Annotated in this window: 19 protein-coding genes; 10 read left to right on the top strand and 9 right to left on the bottom strand. The window is 72.0% G+C overall.

All coding sequences use genetic code 11. The annotated features are described in order from the left end of the window. The first annotated feature begins 59 nt into the window (after positions 1 to 59). The 4 genes from ACFYOB_RS16605 to ACFYOB_RS16590 are packed head-to-tail and all read left to right on the top strand — an operon-like array spanning position 60 to position 2683. Complete coding sequence (locus tag ACFYOB_RS16605; RefSeq protein WP_388560423.1) at positions 60 to 362, top strand: hypothetical protein; 303 nt, start codon at positions 60 to 62, stop codon at positions 360 to 362. Further along, positions 355 to 1488, top strand: a complete 1134-nt coding sequence (locus ACFYOB_RS16600; RefSeq protein ID WP_388560421.1) for a hypothetical protein — start codon at positions 355 to 357, stop codon at positions 1486 to 1488. The genes ACFYOB_RS16605 and ACFYOB_RS16600 overlap by 8 nt, the downstream gene beginning before the upstream one ends. Continuing rightward, positions 1485 to 2105 (top strand): hypothetical protein, encoded by a 621-nt coding sequence (locus tag ACFYOB_RS16595; RefSeq protein ID WP_388560419.1) that lies wholly within the window; start codon positions 1485 to 1487, stop codon positions 2103 to 2105. Before ACFYOB_RS16600 ends, ACFYOB_RS16595 begins: the two co-directional genes overlap by 4 nt. Further along, a complete protein-coding gene (locus ACFYOB_RS16590) occupies positions 2102 to 2683 on the top strand; it encodes a hypothetical protein (RefSeq protein WP_388560417.1) in 582 nt (193 codons plus the stop codon). The genes ACFYOB_RS16595 and ACFYOB_RS16590 overlap by 4 nt, the downstream gene beginning before the upstream one ends. Here the strand turns inward: ACFYOB_RS16590 and ACFYOB_RS16585 are convergent, their stop codons facing one another. Next, the gene (locus tag ACFYOB_RS16585) at positions 2684 to 2926 is read right to left on the bottom strand and encodes a WhiB family transcriptional regulator (RefSeq protein WP_388560415.1); all 243 of its coding nucleotides are present in this window, start codon (positions 2924 to 2926) and stop codon (positions 2684 to 2686) included. It abuts the gene before it with no gap. A gap of 57 nt (positions 2927 to 2983) precedes the next feature. Next, entirely contained in the window at positions 2984 to 3775 is a 792-nt protein-coding gene (locus tag ACFYOB_RS16580; RefSeq protein WP_388560413.1) for a VOC family protein, read from the bottom strand. Between the two features lie 146 nt (positions 3776 to 3921). Between ACFYOB_RS16580 and ACFYOB_RS16575 the strand changes: the two genes are divergently transcribed. From ACFYOB_RS16575 to ACFYOB_RS16565, 3 genes are all read left to right on the top strand, one after another. Then, the gene (locus ACFYOB_RS16575; protein WP_388560411.1) at positions 3922 to 4584 is read left to right on the top strand and encodes a TetR/AcrR family transcriptional regulator; all 663 of its coding nucleotides are present in this window, start codon (positions 3922 to 3924) and stop codon (positions 4582 to 4584) included. Between the two features lie 119 nt (positions 4585 to 4703). Beyond that, positions 4704 to 4970 (top strand): hypothetical protein, encoded by a 267-nt coding sequence (locus ACFYOB_RS16570; RefSeq protein WP_388560409.1) that lies wholly within the window; start codon positions 4704 to 4706, stop codon positions 4968 to 4970. 622 nt (positions 4971 to 5592) lie between these two features. Beyond that, positions 5593 to 6834 (top strand): serine hydrolase domain-containing protein, encoded by a 1242-nt coding sequence (locus ACFYOB_RS16565; RefSeq protein WP_388560407.1) that lies wholly within the window; start codon positions 5593 to 5595, stop codon positions 6832 to 6834. 10 nt (positions 6835 to 6844) lie between these two features. Here ACFYOB_RS16565 and ligD read toward each other — a convergent pair whose 3' ends face one another. After that, positions 6845 to 7864 carry a non-homologous end-joining DNA ligase gene (gene ligD / locus ACFYOB_RS16560; protein WP_388560405.1) on the bottom strand — a complete coding sequence of 340 codons (1020 nt, stop codon included), beginning with the start codon at positions 7862 to 7864 and terminating at the stop codon, positions 6845 to 6847. Positions 7865 to 7939: 75 nt separating this feature from the next. Between ligD and ACFYOB_RS16555 the strand changes: the two genes are divergently transcribed. Then, positions 7940 to 9013: an ATP-dependent DNA ligase gene (locus tag ACFYOB_RS16555; RefSeq protein WP_388560403.1), complete on the top strand. Its 1074-nt coding sequence runs from the start codon at positions 7940 to 7942 to the stop codon at positions 9011 to 9013. Between the two features lie 47 nt (positions 9014 to 9060). Here ACFYOB_RS16555 and ACFYOB_RS16550 read toward each other — a convergent pair whose 3' ends face one another. Next, a complete protein-coding gene (locus ACFYOB_RS16550) occupies positions 9061 to 10440 on the bottom strand; it encodes an NAD(P)/FAD-dependent oxidoreductase (protein WP_388560401.1) in 1380 nt (459 codons plus the stop codon). A 177-nt stretch (positions 10441 to 10617) separates the two neighbouring features. Continuing rightward, a complete protein-coding gene (locus tag ACFYOB_RS16545) occupies positions 10618 to 11589 on the bottom strand; it encodes an NAD(P)/FAD-dependent oxidoreductase (RefSeq protein ID WP_388560399.1) in 972 nt (323 codons plus the stop codon). 65 nt (positions 11590 to 11654) lie between these two features. On the opposite strand from ACFYOB_RS16545, the gene ACFYOB_RS16540 reads away from it, so the two are divergent. Both ACFYOB_RS16540 and ACFYOB_RS16535 read left to right on the top strand, forming a co-directional pair. Continuing rightward, the gene (locus ACFYOB_RS16540; protein WP_388560397.1) at positions 11655 to 12272 is read left to right on the top strand and encodes a helix-turn-helix domain-containing protein; all 618 of its coding nucleotides are present in this window, start codon (positions 11655 to 11657) and stop codon (positions 12270 to 12272) included. Next, positions 12269 to 12757 carry an NUDIX hydrolase gene (locus tag ACFYOB_RS16535; RefSeq protein ID WP_388560395.1) on the top strand — a complete coding sequence of 163 codons (489 nt, stop codon included), beginning with the start codon at positions 12269 to 12271 and terminating at the stop codon, positions 12755 to 12757. The genes ACFYOB_RS16540 and ACFYOB_RS16535 overlap by 4 nt, the downstream gene beginning before the upstream one ends. A gap of 58 nt (positions 12758 to 12815) precedes the next feature. Here ACFYOB_RS16535 and ACFYOB_RS16530 read toward each other — a convergent pair whose 3' ends face one another. The 4 genes from ACFYOB_RS16530 to ACFYOB_RS16515 all read right to left on the bottom strand — a co-directional run bounded on the left by ACFYOB_RS16530 (position 12816) and on the right by ACFYOB_RS16515 (position 18677). Further along, positions 12816 to 14018: a calcium-binding protein gene (locus ACFYOB_RS16530; protein ID WP_388560393.1), complete on the bottom strand. Its 1203-nt coding sequence runs from the start codon at positions 14016 to 14018 to the stop codon at positions 12816 to 12818. 132 nt (positions 14019 to 14150) lie between these two features. Beyond that, positions 14151 to 16205, bottom strand: a complete 2055-nt coding sequence (locus ACFYOB_RS16525) for an MDR family MFS transporter (protein ID WP_388560391.1) — start codon at positions 16203 to 16205, stop codon at positions 14151 to 14153. Positions 16206 to 16278: 73 nt separating this feature from the next. Continuing rightward, positions 16279 to 17634: a 6-phospho-beta-glucosidase gene (locus ACFYOB_RS16520; RefSeq protein WP_388560389.1), complete on the bottom strand. Its 1356-nt coding sequence runs from the start codon at positions 17632 to 17634 to the stop codon at positions 16279 to 16281. A 53-nt stretch (positions 17635 to 17687) separates the two neighbouring features. Beyond that, a complete protein-coding gene (locus ACFYOB_RS16515) occupies positions 17688 to 18677 on the bottom strand; it encodes a helix-turn-helix domain-containing protein (protein ID WP_388560387.1) in 990 nt (329 codons plus the stop codon). Positions 18678 to 18794 lie beyond the last annotated feature (117 nt).

Below are 18794 nucleotides of genomic sequence, written 5' to 3'. Positions count from 1 at the left end.
GCTCGGGCGAGTGATGCCGATTGCCCTGGCAGAGCCGTGCTCTGCCAGGGTTTCGCGTCATGACCTCGCTCCAGGTGGACATCGACCAGCTGACCCGTCTGACCCGTGCTCTGGATTCCTCGCTGGTCTCCCTGCGGGACGCCCGGCGCGCGCTGGACCACGTACGGGCCGACGAGCTGGGCACGGCGGACCTGGACGCGGCGTGTGACGGCTTCCAGAAGAGATGGGCCTTCGGCGCGCGGGAGCTGACCAAGCGCGTCAAGGCCGTGCGGGACGGCGTGGACCGCAGCGCCGCGGAGTTCGCGGAACTGGAGGAGGCCATCCGCGCGGCCTTCCGCCGGGCGGCGGCCACGCATGACTGACCACGCCGCCCTCGGCTTCGACCCGGCCCCCGGGAATCCGGCGGCGGTCCTGGCCCTGACCAGGAAACTCTCCGCGTCGGCGGCCTCCCTCGGCGAGGCCTCGCGCGTGGTGAAGGCGCTGGTCTCGCACAGTTCGGACTGGCACGGCGAGGCCGCGACCGCCTTCCGCGCCTCCCTCTCGCAGGACCTCCCGCGCTACCTGGGCTCGGCCCACACCTCCCTCGCCGAGGCCGCGAAGCGGCTCACGGGCTGGCACGAGACGCTGGTGGACCACCGCGCCCTGGCGGCCCGGTACGAGGCCCAGGCGGCCGCCGCGAAGTCCCCCGAAGCCCTGGCCGACGCCCGCCGCCTGGCCCGCGAGCTCGCCGGCGAGCACGCGACGGCGGCCCGCCGGGTGGCGCAGACGCTGAACACGGCGTCGGACCGCCTGGCCCCGAAGGAACCGGGCCTGCTGTCCTCGATCTGGCACAAGATCGTCGACGACCCGGGCGACGCCTTGTCGAACGCGTCGGCAGTCCTGGGCTTCGTCGGTGCATTGGTGGCTCTCGCCTGCCCACCGGTCGGACTCGCAATCATGCTTGTCGGGAGCGGACTGTCCCTGGCGGCCCTTGCGACGCACACTGCGGATCCGAAATTCCGGAAGTCCCTGACGGACGGCTTCACGAAGGGCGAGTTCGATGCCGACTTCTGGAAGAGCAGTGTGACCCTGATCGGCGACGCGGCCGGCACGGTGCCGGGCCTCGCGGCCGTCGCCTCCGGGGCCAAGGCCGGCACGGCGGCCGCCCGCGCGGCAATGGCCGCCGCCCCTGAGAGCAGCGCATTGGCGGGGCTCGCCCCGGGCACCACCGCGTTCAGGCAAGCGGCGTGGACCACCGCCGAAGACGTGCGGCAGGTGGAGAGCCCCCTCACGGGATGGGCACTGCGATCATCGACTCAAGCGACCAGGGACCGGGTGGGCGTGGCCGTGGCAGGTGCGGGCGCCGTGACCGCCGGGGTCGACTACGCCCCGGAGAACGAAGCACTCGAACACGGCTCGACGGCCGTTGACGGTGCCCGAGGGGTGCTGGACGATGCTCCCTCAGCCGTCAAGAAGTCGAGCCGCGTCTGGTCGGTACTGACGCCGTGACGCACCGGAGCAACGTCCCGCCGGTCTGGTTTCGCCTGCCTCCCGGCTTTCACGACATCGGCCCGGACGACAGGGCGTCACTGAACTCGTTCGCTGAGGCCCTGAACAGTCCTGCTGCACAGCAGGAACTGGCCCAGCTCATGGATGGGCTTGAGGAGCTCTCAGGGCATGACATCGTGCACACGTCTTTCGGCTTTCACCCCGAGGGGCCGGGCGGCGTCGCCACTTCGCTGTTCTCTCTGACCACCCGGCCTGCCGAGCAGACCAACTCCCGGCTAACCGTGGCACGAACGGCTCTGGCCATCGCACGATCCACCCTGTGGACCAGTTCCGTCCGGAGGTTCATCGACCTGGCGTCGGCGCTCCCGTGCTGCCTGGTCGCCGGGGTCATTTCCGTGCCCGGTGTGGAGCAACGACTCTTTCAAGCCAAAGTCGCGACCGTGCACCCGGACGGGTTTCACTTGCTCATCCTCGACTTGACCAGCACATCCGTCCAGCACGCCGACGCTTACACAGACATCCTCGAAGCGGTCGCCCACACCATCCGCTTTTCCGACCCTGCCGTCAGTGCGCCAACCGCGACCGGGTCCTCACGCATCCTGGAGTTGCTCCAATGAGCCTCGCGCTCACCAAGGTCGCCTGGGACCACCCGCCAACGGCTGTCGGCTACAGGCGGCTGGTCGTCCGCCGCGCCGGATGGGTGCTCAGCCTCGGCGGCCCTCCCCTGATCGCCTTTGCCTGCATCGACGTCATCCCTCACGCCGGGACCGGCTTCGCCCTCATCGCCATGCTCGCGGCACCCCTCCTCCCCTGGGTGGCCATCGCGTACTGTCGGCGTCACCGCGTTGCGGCGATCCTTCAGGCGTACCCGTGGCGGGAGTGGCCGTGCCTGCACCCTCCGCGGGCGACGGGAAGCCCCGCGACCGTCGCCATCCCGTTCCGGGAGGACTTCACCGCCACGTTTCGGATCATCCCGTTTCCCGTCGCACTCGCGGAGTTGGACAACGCTCACCCCGACCGGATCTGGTTCGCCGGGGACCCCCGCTTCGGTGGGGTCGTGTCGCCCGTCGGGGGCCACTACCCCGTGCGGGTCGTACCCCACACGCCGCGTCGCGAGGAGTGCGGCGGTGAGGGGTTCGAGCTCGCGCTGCGGGTGGGGCTGGTGCGGCGCAGCGGCAAGGGTACACGGACCTGATCAGCTGCGGCGCGAGCGCAGGGCGTGGCGTTCGGACTCGGACAAGCCGCCCCAGACGCCGAAGCGTTCGTCATTGGCCAGGGCGTACTCCAGGCACGCCGCCCGCCCCTCGCACGCCCCGCACAGCCGCTTCGCGTCACGCAGCGAAGAGCCGGGCTCGGGGAAGAAGAAGCCCGGCCCCGTCTGGGCGCACAGGGCGAGGTCGTACCAAGCAGTTGCAGTGGTGGTGGTGTTCATCGACATGCCGGTGATACTGACCGCCGCCGATGGACGTCCGATCAACGGGCGATCAACACCCTGTCATCCGCCCGTCGGCGGCAGGCTGGCTATGACCGCGAATCGCGCCCCGAAGGGATCCGCCAGCTTGGCGAAGCGGCCGACTCCCTCCATGGTCACCGGGGTGAGGCGGACCTTGCCGCCCGACTCCTCCGCCTTTGCTGCCGTCGCATCGCAATCGGCCACCTCGAAGTACGGCGTCCAGTAGGGCCGTTCGGCGTCCTCGACCGGGTCCGACGAGATCGGGACCAGACCACCGAAGGAGGCCTGCTCCGTCGCGCCGGCCGGCTTGGCCATCGTGTACGAACCGCCCTCGAACGTCTCGCCGATCTCCCAGCCGAGTACCGCGCGGTAGAACTCGGCCGCCCGGGCGACGTCGCCCGTGTACAGCTCCGTCCAGCACAGGGAGCCCACCTCCGTCACCGCGCCCAGGCCGCTGTTCTTCCTGGGCTGCCATACGCCGAAGCCCACTCCCTCCGGATCGGCGAACATCGCCATCCGGCCGTAGTCCAGGACATCCATCGGCTCGAAGGTCACCGAACCGCCCGCCTTGACCACGGCCGCCGCCGTCGCGTCCACGTCGGAGGTCTGGAAGTACACCTGCCAGGCACACGGGCCCTGGTCCGCCGGGACCGTCATACCGCCCGCGACCGTCTTGTCGCCGAGGTGGAACATCCCGTACCCCCCGACCTCCTCGCCACCAGCCCGGAAGTCCCAGCCGAACAGTCCCGCATAGAACTCCGCGGCGGCGGCGACGTCCGGCGTACCCAGGTCCACCCAGTTCGGGGAGCCGTCCTTGTAGTCCGTGGTGAGCATGGTCCGCACCCTTCCGCTGTCGTGTCCTGTCGTGTCCTGTCCTGTCCGATCCCTGTCCTCCCTCTTCGAGCATGGCACCCGCCACTGACAGTGGCCCCGCGCCCGCTCCACAGAGTGAACGACCGTGCGTTCGGTAAAGTGGGGAGATGGCAGACGGACGCGTGGAACGCGGCAACCAGACGCGACGGACGGTTCTCGACCGGACGATGGGCATCGCCTCCGTGGACGGCCTCGAAGGCATGTCCCTGGGGAAGATCGCCGCGGACCTCGGCCTGAGCAAGAGCGGCGTGTTCGCACTCTTCGGCTCCAAGGAGGACCTTCAGCTCGCGACCGTCCGCGCCGCGGTGGACGTGTTCGTCGAGCAGGTCGTCCGGCCCATGCGCGAGGACCCCGCGGGCCTCGCCAAGGTGTGGCGGGTGTGCGAGCTGTGGCTCGACTACTCCGGGCGCCGCGTCTTCCCCGGCGGGTGCTTCTTCTACGGCGTCTCCGCGGAGTTCGACGCCCGCCCCGGCCCCGTACGCGACGAGATCGCCAAGGTGCGCTCCGACTGGACGCGTTACGTCGAGCGGGTCCTCGAAGAGGCCCGGCTGGCGGGCGGACTCCGGGACGGGTTCGACCCCGCGGACGTTCCCCAGCTCGCCTTCGAGCTGATCGCGCTGATGGAGCTGGCCAACGCGCACTCCGTCCTGCACGAGGACCCGGCGGCGTACGAGCGGGCCGGCCGAGGCATCCTCGACCGGCTTCGGGCGGTGGCGGCCGCTCCGGAGGAGCTCCCGGACCGGCCGCCCGTCTTCAACTCCCCTTCCTGACCCCGCTCCTCGGCCGCATCGAGCTTGCCCGCAGGTCGGTGCGCGTCATCGGGCCACGGGGGCGCGGTCGCGAACTCGACGGCGGCCGTGATGACTTCCGGGTCGGCCAGGATGCGCCGGTGACCGAGGCCGCTCGTCTCGATCAGCCGGGCCTGGGAACCGTAGGCGTCGGCGATCGCGTGGGACTGCGCGGGGGCGGCCACGTCGTCGTCCGCGTCGTGGACGAGGAGGATCGGGGCCGGCAGGTCCGACTGCCGCCGACCGGCGTCGAGGCGCTGCCAGATGCCGGGTTCGGCGGGGAAGGGCCGGCGCTCCACGTGGCCGCGCAGGGCCGCCGGACCGCCCCGCTCAGGCGCAGCCGGGCGCAGAACCCGTCCAGGAGGTAGTCGAAGTCGGCGACGCCTTCCGATGGCGACGACGCGGTCGGCCCGTATGCCGTCGCGCAGCGTGAAGAAGGTGGCGAGCACGCCGAAGGAGTGGGCGACGACCGCCGAGAAGTCCCCCCTGTTCCGCGTGCGGTCGGCGGATGACGGCCCGGTAGTCGAGGATCGTGGAGGCCCGGCGCCGGACTCCCCGTGTCCCGGGGTGTCGAAGGCGATCACCGTACGGCCCTGGGCGCGGAAGGCCTCGACGATGCCGGCGAACCGCGAGGCGCGCGAGGAGCAGCCGTTCACGACCAGGACGGGCCTGCCGCCTCCGCCGTCGCCGTGACCGTCGCCTCCGCCGTCGCCGTGACCGTCGCCTCCGCCGTCGCCGTGACCGTCGCCTCCGCCGCCGCCGTGACCGCCCCAGCGGTCCGTGGTGACGGGTACGCCGCGTACGAGCAGGCGGCCGGTCTCGACCCGAGCCATCAGCTCCGCCTCGTCGGGGCGGAACCGGGCCCAGACATTAGCACGATCGTCCGTGTTGTTTTGATCCCTGATCGCGCCCCTGATGACGCGGACCTACGCTTGTGCCAGCACTTTCCTTGATCCTCGTACGACAGGAACAACAGGAGGGAGGCATGCCGTGAGGTCGACGCACATACGGCTTCGCCGGGCCTGCGTGGCCACCGCCGCCGCGGCCCTGCTCATCGCCCCGGCCGTCGCGGGCCCCGCCCACGGAGCGCCCGCCCAGGGTTCGTTCGCCCCCGCCGCTCCCTCCCCCTCCCCCTCCCCGGACGGCGACACGGAGTTCAAGCAGCTCACTCCGGCCGTCGCGGCGCAGCTGGACGCCGCCATCCTGCAGGTCCTGCGCGAGGCCCATGTGCCGGGCGTCACCGTGGGGCTGTGGGCCCCCGGCAAGGGCAGTTACGTGAGGAACTTCGGGGTCTCGGACAAGGCGACCGGCGCTCCCATGCAGAGCGATTTCCGCATTCGCATCGGCAGCGAGACGAAGACGTTCACCGTGACCGCCCTCCTCCAACTGGTCGACCAGGGCAAGATCGGCCTGGACGACCCCATCGGCAAGTACATCGCCGGAGTTCCGAACGGGGATCGAATCACTCTGCGCCAACTCGCCGGAATGCGCAGCGGACTGTTCAACTACTCCGAGGACAACGACTTCATCAAGGCGTTCGAAGCCAACCCCAACAAGCCTTTCACACCACAGCAGCTGCTCGGCTACTCCTTCGATCACCCCGTGCAGTTCGCACCGGGCGAGAAGTGGGAGTACTCCAACACCAACCTGATCCTGCTCGGCCTGGTGGTCGAGAAGATCACCGGCCGGCCGCTCAACGAGGTCATCGGACGGGACGTCCTGCAGCCGGCCGGTCTGCGCCACACGCTCTTCCCGATCGGGGCCGAGTTCCCCGTACCGCACGCGCAGGGTTACACCGACCAGTCGGCCTCGGGCAAGATCGTGAACGCGACCAACTGGGACCCGACTTGGGCCTGGGCCGCGGGAGCGATCATCTCCGACCTGCAGGACCTGCGCAGTTGGGCACGGACTCTCGCCACCGGCACGCTGCTGACGCCCGCGACCCAGGCCGAGCGGCTGAAGACCACCTCGGTCGGCATTCCCGGCGCCGGTTACGGGCTCGGCATCTTCAACGTCCAGGGCTGGATCGGCCACAACGGCTCACTGCCCGGGTACGAGACGCTGACCGTCTATCTGCCGGAGGCTCAGGCGACCATGGTGGTCCTCCTCAACACCGACGTCCAGCACGACGGCCAGGAGCCCAGCACCCTGTTCGGCGAGGCGATCACCAGCATCGTGAGTCCGGACCACGTGTACCCCGGCCACAAGCCGACCGCCCCGAATCCCGGCTGACGCGCCCGGTTCAGTCCTCTCGCTTCGCCCGGCTCGGCTGGACCCGCTTCGGTTCGCCCGGCATCTTCGGATAGTCCGGCGGGTAGGGCATGTCCCCCAGGCCGTGCTTGTGCTCGTCGCGGGCGGCGAGTTCGAGTACGGCGTCCAGAGTGAAGGCGTGCTCGTCCATCTCGGCGTGCAGGTCGCCCAGTTCGGCGAAGCGGGCCGGCATGGTCACGATGTCGAAGTCGCGCGGCTCCGCGTCGTCCACCTCGTCCCAGCGCAGCGGCGCCGACACCGGGGCGTGCGGGCGGGGGCGGACGGAGTAGGCGGAGGCGATCGTGCGGTCGCGCGCCGTCTGGTTGTAGTCGACGAAGATCCGCTCGCCGCGCTCCTCCTTCCACCAGGCCGTCGTAACCTTGCCCGGCATGCGGCGCTCCAGCTCCCGGCCGAGGGCGATGGCGCACCTGCGGACCTCGGTGAAGGTCCAGCGCGGCGCGATCGGGACGAAGACGTGCAGGCCGCGGCCGCCCGAGGTCTTCGGCCAGCCCCGCAGTCCCAGCTCCTCCAGCAGGGCGCGCAGCTCGTGCGCGGCGGCCACCGCGTGGTGGTAGTCGGTGCCCGGCTGCGGATCGAGGTCGATGCGCAGCTCGTCGGGCCGGTCGGTGTCCTCGCGCCGTACGGGCCAGGGGTGGAAGGTGAGGCAGCCCAGGTTGGCGGCCCACAGCACGGCGGCCGGCTCGGTCGGGCAGATCTCGTCCGCGCTGCGGCCGCTCGGGAAGGCGATGTGGGCGGTCGGGATCCAGTCGGGCAGGTTCTTCGGCGCCCGCTTCTGGAAGAAGGACTCGCCCCCCACCCCGTCCGGGTACCGCTCCAGCGTCGTCGGCCGGTTGCGCAGGGCCCGCGTGATGCCGTCCGCGACCGCCAGGTAGTACTCGGCCACGTCCCGCTTGGTGAGGCCGCGCTCCGGGAAGTAGACCTTGTCCGGGCTGGACAGGCGTACCGTCCGCCCGCCCGCGTCGAGCTCGATCGCATTACCGGCAGCACCCATGTGCGCCACGGTAGGCGGGCCCGGCCGGACCCGCATACCGGGCGGGGCCGGACGTACCACCGCAGAATCGGAGACATGGATCTGCCGGTGATGCCGCCCGTGAAGCCGATGCTCGCCAAGTCCGTGGCCAGGATCCCGCCGGGGATGCAGTACGAGGCCAAGTGGGACGGCTTCCGCGCCATCGTCCACCGCGACGGCGACGAGATCGAGATCGGCAGCCGCACGGGCAAGTCGCTGACCCGGTACTTTCCCGAACTGGTGGCGGCCCTGAGGGAGAACCTGCCCCCGCGCTGCGTCATCGACGGCGAGATCGTGATCGTTCATGGCGGGCGCCTCGACTTCGACCGGCTGACCGAACGGATCCACCCCGCGGCGTCGCGCGTGAAACTGCTCGCCGACACGACACCCGCCAGCTTCGTCGCCTTCGATCTGCTCGCGCTCGGCGACGAGGCGCTCCTAGACACCCCGCTCGCCGACCGCCGCAGCGCCCTCGCCCGGTCCCTCTCCACCGCCCGGCCCCCCGTTCACCTCGCGCCCGCGACCACCGACCCCGCTCTCGCGCAGGAGTGGTTCGAGCGATTCGAGGGCGCCGGCCTCGACGGGGTCATCGCCAAGCCCCTCGATCTCCCTTACCGGCCCGACACGCGCCTCATGTACAAGATCAAGCACGAGCGTACGGCCGACGTCGTCCTCGCGGGTTTCCGTTTCCACAAGAGCGGTCTGATCATCGGATCGCTGCTGCTGGGCCTGTACGACGGCCAGGGCGCCCTCCAGCACGTCGGCGTGTGCGCCGCCTTCCCCATGAAGCGCCGGGCCGAGCTCGTCGAGGAGCTCGAACCGCTGCGCATGCCGGACCCCGGGGGCCACCCGTGGGCCGCCTGGGCCGAGGAGTCCGCCCACGAGAGCGCCCGGCTGCCCGGCGCGACGAGCCGCTGGACCGGGAAGAAGGACCTGTCCTGGGTGCCGCTGCGCCCCGAGCGGGTCATCGAGGTGAAGTACGACCACATGGAGGGCGACCGGTTCCGGCACACCGCCCAGTTCGGCCGCTGGCGGCCCGACCGGGCGCCGGAGAGCTGCACCTACGCCCAGTTGGAGGAAGTGGTCGGCTACGACCTCGCCGAGGTGCTCGGCCCCCCGCCGGCCGGCTGACCGGCCGAGCGGCTGACCGGCCCGCCCGTCCCGGCCCGCCCCTCTCACTACGAGGTCAGCTTCTCCCACTCCGCCCGGTCCGGCCCCACCGCGTTCGGCGCGTACTGCGGCCGCGCGGCCAGCCAGCGCGCCACCCGCTCCCGGACCTCCGGATCCGCGTACGCCCGCTCCGGCGGCTCGGCCAGGTGCCGGACCCTGGCCCGCGCCCGCATCACCTCCGGGTCCTCCAGCGCGCATTCGAACAGCGCGGCCACGTCCCGGGCCGTCCCCGTACGCCCGGCCCGGGTCGCGAACCGCTCCCCGATGGCCTCGTCGGCGACGACCTGGAAGTCGAACCACGGCTTCAGCGTGCGCACCGCCCAGGCGTGGTGGCCCGCGGCGAACGCCTCGGATCCCGGGTCCCGGTGCGCCGTACGGGCCACCCTGCGCGCGGCCCACAGCGCCAGTGAAGTGCCCTGTCCGAGGGTGGGGTTGGTGTGCGTGATCGCGTCCCCGACGGGCACCAGCCCGCTCACCACCGGCCCGCGCTCGTCGGCGAGCGCGCTCCACCGGTTGTCCAGGCTCGCGGTGGCCAGTACCTCCGACAGCGGCTCGGCGCCCAGTGCCAGCCAGGCCGCGCCGGGCGGGAAGGTACGGGCGGCGGCCTCGAAGACGATGGTGTCGCGCAGCGCCGAGCGCGTGGTGTCCGCGGTGTGCACGAACAGCGTCACGGCGAAGAGCCGGTTGTCGGCCGGGAAGACCGCGCATCCGGCGAAGGCGCCGCCCGTCACCGCCCAGGGCCGGCGCGGCCCCTCGTCCATGCCGTCGGGCAGCCGGTACCAGCGGCAGAAGTACGCGAGGCCCGTGCGGTGCCGTTCCACGACCGGTGGGCGGCACCCCGCCGCGGTCAGCCAGCGCTCGACACCTCCGCGCCGGCCGCCCGCGTCCACGACGAGGTCCCCCTCGTAACTCCCTGCCTGCGTGGTCACTCCCGTCACCCGGATCCCGGGTTCCGTGAGCAGCCCGGTGACCGGTTCCCCGTACCGCGCGACGACACCCGGTTCGGCGCGCAGGGCGGTGGCCAGCGCGCTCTCCAGGACGATGCGCCGGGCCTGGAGCATGACGAGGTCCTCGTCGCCGGGGCGCGCGGGCGGCCGTACGTCGAACCAGTCCAGCTCGTGCCGCTCGCGGGCGCCGAGCCGGAGCATCTCCTGGTGGACGTCGGGCAGTTCGTCCCGCAGGACGCTCCGAGCGGCGCCCAGCAGGGCATGCGGCTGCGTCGCCTGCGGTACGGTCGGCCGCCGCCAGCCGAAGAAGTCTCGATCGAGGGCGGTACCCGGGGCGCGCGTGTCGCGCTCGAACAGCTCCGCCGTGTGTCCTTGCCGCGCCGCGAGCAGGGCGGTGGCCGCCCCTCCGACACCTCCGCCGATGACCAGTACATGTGCCATTGCGCCCCCCTGAGCCGCTGAACGGTACGACGATCAGACCGCCCAGAGCCTGCGCGGACGGGACCTGGCCGAAACCCGTACAGGCGTCCGATGCCCGGCGGTTCGGGTCCCGCTCACCACCGGTTCAGCGCCACTCCACCGCACCACGCGCGGTCACCCGGTCACGCGCTCACCGACTCACCCGCTCACGCGGTAGGCCTCGACCGCCCGCCGGGTCTCCTCCTCGATCAGGTCGGCGTTGATGGCAACAGCCGCGCGGACCCCGTACGCGGCCGCGCCCGCCACCTGCTCCGTCGGCGCGGTGACATTGCCCGCCGCCCATACGCCCGGGAGGGCGGTGGCACCGGTCGCCGGGTCGGAATCGACGCAGGTGCCGATGACGTGGCCGTCCCGCTCCAGGGCGGTCACGGGCAGGCCCAGTCCGGTCAGGACGCCGGAGCGGGCCGTGAACCGGGGCGCCACCACGAGCGCCCGGCACCGCCGTTCGCCCCCGTCGGCCAGGGTCACCCCGGCCAGCCGGTCCTCTTCGACGACGAGGCCGGTCACCTCGCCTTCGACGACCTCGACGCCCCGGGCGGCCAGCAGCTCCCGGTCCCCGGCGGGGAGCGGCCAGGTGTGCGACAGCAGGGTGGTCCGCGCGCTCCACTGCCGCCACAGCCCGGCCTGGTGCACGGCGAGGGGGCCGTCGGCCAGCACCGCGATCGGCTGGTCCCGGACCTCCCAGCCGTGGCAGTACGGGCAGTGCAGCACGTCCCGCCCCCAGCGCGCCCGCAGCCCCGGCACGGCGGGGAGCTCGTCCACCAGCCCGGTGGCGACCAGCAGCCGGCGCGCTCGGACGGTCGAGCCGTCCCCGCAGCGGACCAGCAAGCCCCCTTCGGGCAGCCGGTCCGCGGCGACGACCGTGCCCGGCCGGATCTCCCCGCCGTGGCCGGTCACCTCCGCGCGCCCCCTGGCCAGGAGTCCGGCCGGGCTCGCTCCGTCGTGGCCGAGGTACCCGTGCATGTGCGCGGCGGGTGCGTTGCGCGGGCTGCCGGAGTCGATCACCAGTACCGAGCGGCGGGCCCGGGCCAGGGTCAGCGCTCCGGCGAGCCCGGCCGCCCCACCGCCCACGACCACCACGTCGAACGAGTCGTCCTTTGCGTTGTCCATGTCTGCGAGGGTCCGCCCACCGGCCCCGCTTGACAAATGCTCTTGCCGAAGCGGCAAATGGGGTCATGGCCACCGAAGAGCAGGACGAGGAACTCGCGGGCGTGCTGACGGCCGTAGGACCGCGCCTGCGCGCCCTGCGCCAGCAGCGCGGCACCACCCTGGCCCAGCTCAGCGAGGCCACCGGAATCTCGCTCTCCACCCTCTCCCGGCTCGAATCCGGGCAGCGCAGGCCGACACTGGAACTGCTGCTCCCGCTGGCCAGGGCGCACCGGGTGGCGCTCGACGAGCTGGTCGGCGCACCGGAGACCGGGGACCCCCGGGTCCGCCCGCGTCCCTTCGTCCGCCACGGCCACACCTTCGTGCCGCTGACCCGCGACTTCGGCGGCGTGCGCGCCTTCAAGCAGATCATCCCGCCCGTCGAGGGCACGCCGCCGCTGCCGGAGCTCCGTGTCCACGAGGGCTACGAGTGGCTGTACGTGCTGTCCGGGCGCGTCCGTCTGCTGCTGGGCGAGCACGATCTCGTCCTCGGCCCCGGGGAGGCCGCGGAGTTCGACACGCGCACCCCGCACGCCTTCTTCAACCCGGGCCCGCGGGCCGCGGAGTTCCTCAGCCTCTTCGGCCCGCAGGGCGAGCGGATCCACATCCGCGCCAGACCCACCACCTCATCGGAAGGACGTACATGAGCACCACCGGCGAACGCCCCGAACGGGCCGTCCCGCAACCCAACGCCGTCGTCGGCGTCGGCCTCGTCGTGGTCGGCCCGGACGGCCGGGTCCTGCTCGGCCAGGCGCACGACGGCCGCTGGGAGCTGCCCGGCGGCAAGGTCGACCCCGGGGAGGGCTTCGAGCGGGCTGCCGCCCGGGAGCTCGCCGAGGAGACCGACCTGCGGGCGGAACCCGAGGGAATCCGGGTGCTCGCCGTCCAGATCGACGCGAAGTCCGGCATGACCCGGCTGACGGCCGCCGCGGTGACCACGACGGCCGTCGGAGTCCCCGCCGTCACCGAGCCCCACAAGATCGCCCGCTGGGAGTGGTTCGCCCCGGCCGAGATCCCCTCGGACCTCTACGCCCCGTCGGCGGCCGTCCTGCGCACCTGGCGCCCGGACCTCACGTCGCTGCCGCACGTGCCCTCGTACGACTACCCGACCGCCACCGGCGGCGCCCTGTAGCAGCGGCGCCCTACAGAACGGGGGCCGGGCCTGCAGAAGGGGGGCGTCCTGCCGTCCGCTACGGAATGCCGGCGAGCGACTCGCAGTGCGTCGCGACGTCGGCCGTGCCCGCCTCTCCGTCGCAGGTGTCGGCGTCCGGTCCGCCGTCGAGGACGTCGTCGCCGGGTCCTGCCGCGATCGCGTCGCCGCCGGCGCCGCCTCGGAGCTGGTCCCGGCCGCCAGCCGTCCCGACGGTCGCGTCACCGTCGAAGTTGACGTTGTCACCGAAGACGAAGTCACCGCCGCCGCGCCCGACGATCACATCGTTGCCCGCCACGGTCGTGGCGGCGTTCGCGACCGAGCTGTCGCCCACGAGGACCTCGGCGGAGCTGCCCCCGGTGATCCGGTCGTTGCCCGCCCCGAACGCCTGACCGCCGCCGTCCGGGTCGCCGATGTTGTGGTCCCCCAGGGCGAAGAACCCGCCGTCGGCCCCCATGTCCAGCACGTCGTTGCCGCCGTTGCCGTAGGCCGCGGCGACGCCCTCGCTGTCGCCGATCAGGTTGTCGTAGGCACCGGCCCCGCCCCGCAGGATGTCGTTGCCGGCGCCGGTCGCCGATCCCCCGAAGGGCGCGGCCGAGTCCCCGAGGAGGCCGTCGTCGCCGTTGCCGCCCTCCAGCAGGTCGTTCCCGCCGCCCTCGGCGTTGCCGCCGAAGCTGACGCTGTCGCCCGTCATGTGCTCGTCGTCGCCGTCGCCGCCGTACAGGCGGTCGTTCCCGCCGCCCTTGGCGTTGCCGTCGCCGTCGCTCTGCGAGTCGCCGACCATGAAGTCGACGCCGCTACCGCCGTCGAGCAGGTCGTTCCCCCCGCCCTCGGCGTTGCCGCTGCCCGTCAGTGAATCGCCGACCATGTCGTCGTCGCCGTCGCCGCCGGACAGCTCGTCGTTGCCGCCGCGCCTGACGTCACCGCTTTCGACGGCCTCGTCGCCACGCAGGGCGTCATTCCCGGCGCCGCCGTCGATCCGGTCGTCGCCGGCTCCGCCGATGAGCCGGTCGTCACCGCCGAGACCGCAGATGACGTCGTTCCCGCCGTTGCCGTTGATGACGTCGTCGCCCGGCGATCCGACGATGACGTCGTCACCGGGCGTTCCGGTGAGGGCGCCCGCCCCGGTCAGCGTGGCGGGGACGGCGAAACACGTGGTCTGAGCTGCGCCGGCGCCGGCCGGCGGTGGTCCCAGGGTGATCAGCGAAGCCGTGATGATGCCGATCGTGACGAGTCGAGCCATTCAGAGCCTCCGGCTTCCGGGAACTGTCATGACGCAGACATGTCCCGAGAACCGTCGGCGGTCGCCCTTCCCTCGTCCGTCTGCTGCACCAGGTCCGTCGTACGAATGACCTGACACGGCATCCGGACTCCCCTACACCACCGCCTTCGGGGCGAAGTTACCCTCGCGCAGGTCCTCCGCCAGCAGCCGCTTCGCGATCGCGTCCGCCGCCACCCGCAGTTCGGCGCTCCGCGGCCGCCCGCGGTCCTTCTCCAGCTCGTTGCCGAGCCACTGCGCCCATGCCGCCGAGATGACACCGGCCTCCCGCTGCCCGGCGGGGGTGAGCGTGAAGAAGCTGTCCTCACGGCCGAGGAAGCCCTCGTCCACCATCCGGTCGAAGACGGGGAGCAGCACCTCGGGCGGCAGGGAGCGGCGACCGGCGATCAGGCCCAGGCCGGCGTGGCCCACCGTCCGGGTCATCATGTCCACCTGCATCACCGCCCACGCGCCCGCGATGTCCAGCCGGGTGTCGGAGTTCTCGACGATCGCGCGCGCCGTCTTCGGCCCCATGTTCCGTACGAGTTTGCCGACCGCCAGCTCCAGCAGTTTGGCCGAGTCCCCGGAGGCCGTGGCCGGGGAGCCGAAACCGTCGCCCATGTCCGTGGACCCGGCGCGGGCGGTGTCGCGCAGCCGCACCTGCTTGAGGAAGAGCGCCACGACGAAGCCGACCACCGCCACCGGCACGGTCCACAGGAACACCGTGTGCAGGGCTTGCGCGTACGCGTCGATCACCGGGCCCGCGGCCACCGGGTCGAGCCCGTGCACCCCTTGCGGGCTCGACGCGGCCTCGGCGAGGCGCGCCGGATCCTCCCCGGTGAGCCTTGCCGCCTGCGCGACGGCCGCCTTCAGTTCGGGCCCCAGGGTGTTCGCGTAGATCGTTCCGAAGACCGCCGTCCCGAAGGCGCTGCCGAGCGTACGGAAGAAGGTGACCCCGGAGGTCGCCGTGCCGAGGTCCGCGTAGTCGACGGTGTTCTGCACGGCGATCGTCAGCACCTGCATGGACAGGCCGATGCCCGTACCGAGCACGAACATGTACAGCGATTCCAGCCAGGTGTTGGTCCCCGGCTCCATCCGCGACAGCAGGTACAGGCCGACGCCCATGACGGCGTTGCCCACGATCGGAAAGATCCGGTACTTGCCGGTCTTGCTGGTGACGTTGCCGCTGAAGACGGAGGCGAGCAGCAGCCCGAAGACCATGGGCAGGGTCCGGACGCCCGAGACGGTGGCCGAATCCCCGTCCACGTACTGCAGGTAGGTCGGCAGGAACGTGAGCGCGCCGAGCATCGCGAACCCGACGATGAAGCTCAGCACGGAGCACACCGAGAAGACCGGATTTCGGAAGAGCCGCATCGGCAGCATCGGCTGCGCGGCCCGTGTCTCGGCCACACAGAACAGGGCCAGTGCGAGCGCACCGCCCGCGAACAGGCCGATGATCACGGGCGAGGTCCACGCGTACTCGTTCCCGCCCCAGCTGGTGGCCAGGATCAGCGCGCTCGCGCCGATCGCGACGAGGGTGATGCCCAGGTAGTCGATGACCGGCTTGCCCGAGGCCCGCACCGCCGGGATCGTCCGGGCGGCCGCGACTACGACGAGGATCGCGATCGGGACGTTGACGTAGAAGCACCACCGCCAGCTCAGCTGGTCGGTGAAGAACCCGCCGAGCAGCGGGCCGATCACGGTGGCGACGCCGAAGACGGCGCCGATCATGCCCTGGTACTTACCGCGTTCGCGCAGGGGCACCACATCGGCGATCAACGCCATCGCGGTGACCATCAGGCCGCCGGCCCCGACGCCCTGGACGCCGCGCCACACGATCAGGAACGTCATGTTGCTCGACAGGCCGCACAGGAAGGAGCCGCTGATGAAGACGACGGCGGAGATCTGGAAGATCAGCTTTCGGCCGAAGAGGTCACCGAACTTGCCCACCAGTACCGTCGCCACGGTCTCCGTGAGCAGGTAGGAGGTGACCACCCACGACATGTGGTCCCCGCCGCCCAGATCCGCCACGATCGTGGGCAGGGCGGTACCCACGATCGTCTGGTCGAGTGCCGCCAGCAGCACGCCGAGCATGATCGTGCCGAAGATGACGTTGCGCCGCCGCCGGTCGAGCACGGGTGGCGCGGCGGCTACGACGGGGGCAGTGGTCACCTTCGCACTGTCACAGCGCACCCGCCGCACCGCATGCGGCGCTGAGCCGTACGGGGCAACCGCGCGCCGGAAGTCAGCGCAGGTAGGCCAGCCCCGGGTGCTCCGCCGCGTACCCGTCGAGCAGCCGCCGCGCCACCCCCACCGAGTCCACCAGCGGATGCAGGGCGAAGGCCTTCACCGCGGTCGCCCGCGAGCCGCTCGCGGCGGCCGCCAGGATCTCCCGCTCGACGGCCTTGACCGCGGTCACCAGTCCCACCGCGTGCAGCGGCAGCGGTGCGACGCCCACCGGGTGGGCGCCGTTCGCGTCGACCAGGCAGGGCACCTCGATGACCGCGCCGGCGTCGAGGACCGACAGCGTGGGGCCGTTCTGGACGTTGAGGATCAGCGTGGCCCGCTCGTCCCGGGCGATGGCCCGCATCAGCGCGAGCGCGACCTGTTCGTAGCCGCCCGACTCCAGGTCGCTCTCGTCGCGCTCCCCGACGCCCGCCGCCTCGCGGTTCTCGGCCATGTACGTGGCCTCGCGCTCGGCCCGGGTCCGGTCCCAGGCGGCCAGCGCCGCCCCGGCCGGCTGCCCGGGGCGGCCGGCCTCGGCGTAGAACCCGCGCTGCTGGTCGCGCAGGAAGGCCCCGCGCGTCTGCTCGGCCTCCCGGTAGGCACGTACCGTGTCACGGTTGAAGTAGTAGTAGTGCAGGTATTCGTTCGGGATCGCGCCGAGCGAGCGCAGCCACTCGGCCCCGAAGAGGCGCCCCTCCTCGAAGGACTCCAGCGCCTCGGTGTCGGCCAGCAGCCTGGGCAGTTCGTCGCGGCCACCGACGCGCAGCCCGCGCACCCAGCCCAGGTGGTTGAGGCCGACGTAGTCGATCCACGCCTCCTGCGGCCCGGCCCCCAGCAGCCGGGCGATGCGCCGGCCGAGCCCCACGGGCGAGTCGCAGATGCCGATCACCCGCTCGCCGAGCTCCTCTGCCATCGCCTCCGTGACCAGCCCGGCCGGGTTGGTGAAGTTGATGACCCATGCCTCTGGGGCCCTGCGGGCGATCCTGCGCGCGAACTCACGAGCCACCGGCACGGTCCGCAGGCCGTACGCGATCCCGCCCGCGCCCACCGTCTCCTGGCCGAGCACGCCTTCGGCCAGGGCGATCCGCTCGTCGGCCGCCCGCCCTTCCAGCCCGCCGACACGGATGGCGGAGAAGACGAAATCGGCGCCTCGCAGGGCCTCGTCGAGGTCGACGGTGGCCGTGACGGCCGGGGCGTCCGGCACTCCGGCGGCAGCAGCCTGGTCCGCGAGCACCCGGGCCATGGCGGCGAGCCGCCCGGCGTCCTCGTCGTACAGCGTCACGTGGGTCACCCGGCCCTCGGCGTGGTCCGCGAGCAGTGCTCCGTAGACCAGCGGTACCCGGAAACCGCCCCCGCCGAGGATCGTCAGCCGCACGCCCTTACCGCCCTTCGTCCGGTGGAGTCAGGCAACCAGTCTCCCCCGGCCGCTCACTCCCCGAGCGGCGGCACGGCACGCAGTCTGACGGCGCCCTGCTGCCGGCCGGGCCCGCTGCCCGGGACGGGACCCGCGGGCGCGCCCTGCGGGACGGAGAGGATCAGGGTGATCCGGGTCAGCCCCATCGCGTCGAGCATCCGGCTGGTCTCGGCCACCATCCGGCAGCGCACCAGCCCCCACCGCGGGTCGGGGTGGCGTACGGTCCGTACCGCCCCGTCCTGTTCGGCGGCCTCGGCTCCGCGCATGCTCAGCCAGTGCGGCACCCCGTACCGGAAGGCCGCTTCCATGAACGGGTCGCGGGCCACCTCCTGGCGGATGCTGCGCAGTCCCTCGTCCTCCGGGGCCGCGGCGAGCGCGGTGGCGAACTGGGCCAGCAGCGGTACGCACCAAGCCGGTTCGTGGTCCTCCAGCACGCCCGCCGCGTCCGGGTGGAACAGCACGAAGCGCAGGAAGTTGTCGTCCGGCAGTGCCGTCGGGTGCGGTCTGACGGACTGGAAGAGCTGGTCGAAGGCCGAGTTGGTGAGCGCGACGTCCCAGCGGTGGTCCACCAGGAAGCTCGGGTAGGGGACGGATTCCATGAGGGCCGCGTAGTCGCACAGGTAGTCGCGCTGGGCGGGGTCCTGCGGCAGCCGGTTCTCCTCGGCGGCCCGCCACGTGGGCGGCGGGTCGCGGTCGACCATGACGCGGAACAGCCAGAAGCACTGCCGCTCGCTCATTTCCAACGCCTGGGCCAGGGCGAGCAGTTTGCGGTCCGTCCACTCCTTGACCAGGCCGCGTTCCCAGTTTCCGTACGCACGCACGCTGATGCGCAGCCGTGCGGCGACATCCTCCTGGCTCAGCCCCAGCTCCTCGCGACGCTGGCGCAAAATCTCCTTGCGTCGCTCCGACCGCACGGCGCCGCGTGCGGACTCATCGCCCGCCAGGCGCTCCTCACCGGCTCGGGCGAGGCCATCGGACGGGCCCACCGCTGCGAGATGTGGCACCGAGAGCTCCCCCTCCTCACGGTCTGGATCTTCATTTCCGTGTGGCGATCCTGCTACCGACTTCATTCGAGTGTCAACTATTGTGGCAATTCCAGCCTCTTGACAGCTCATTCCCGC

The sequence above is a fragment of the Streptomyces sp. NPDC006463 genome, from assembly GCF_042870715.1.
Taxonomy (GTDB): Bacteria; Actinomycetota; Actinomycetes; order Streptomycetales; family Streptomycetaceae; genus Streptomyces.
The sequence above is the reverse complement of the archived record's forward strand: the minus strand, read 5'-3'. Positions and strand labels throughout refer to the sequence as shown.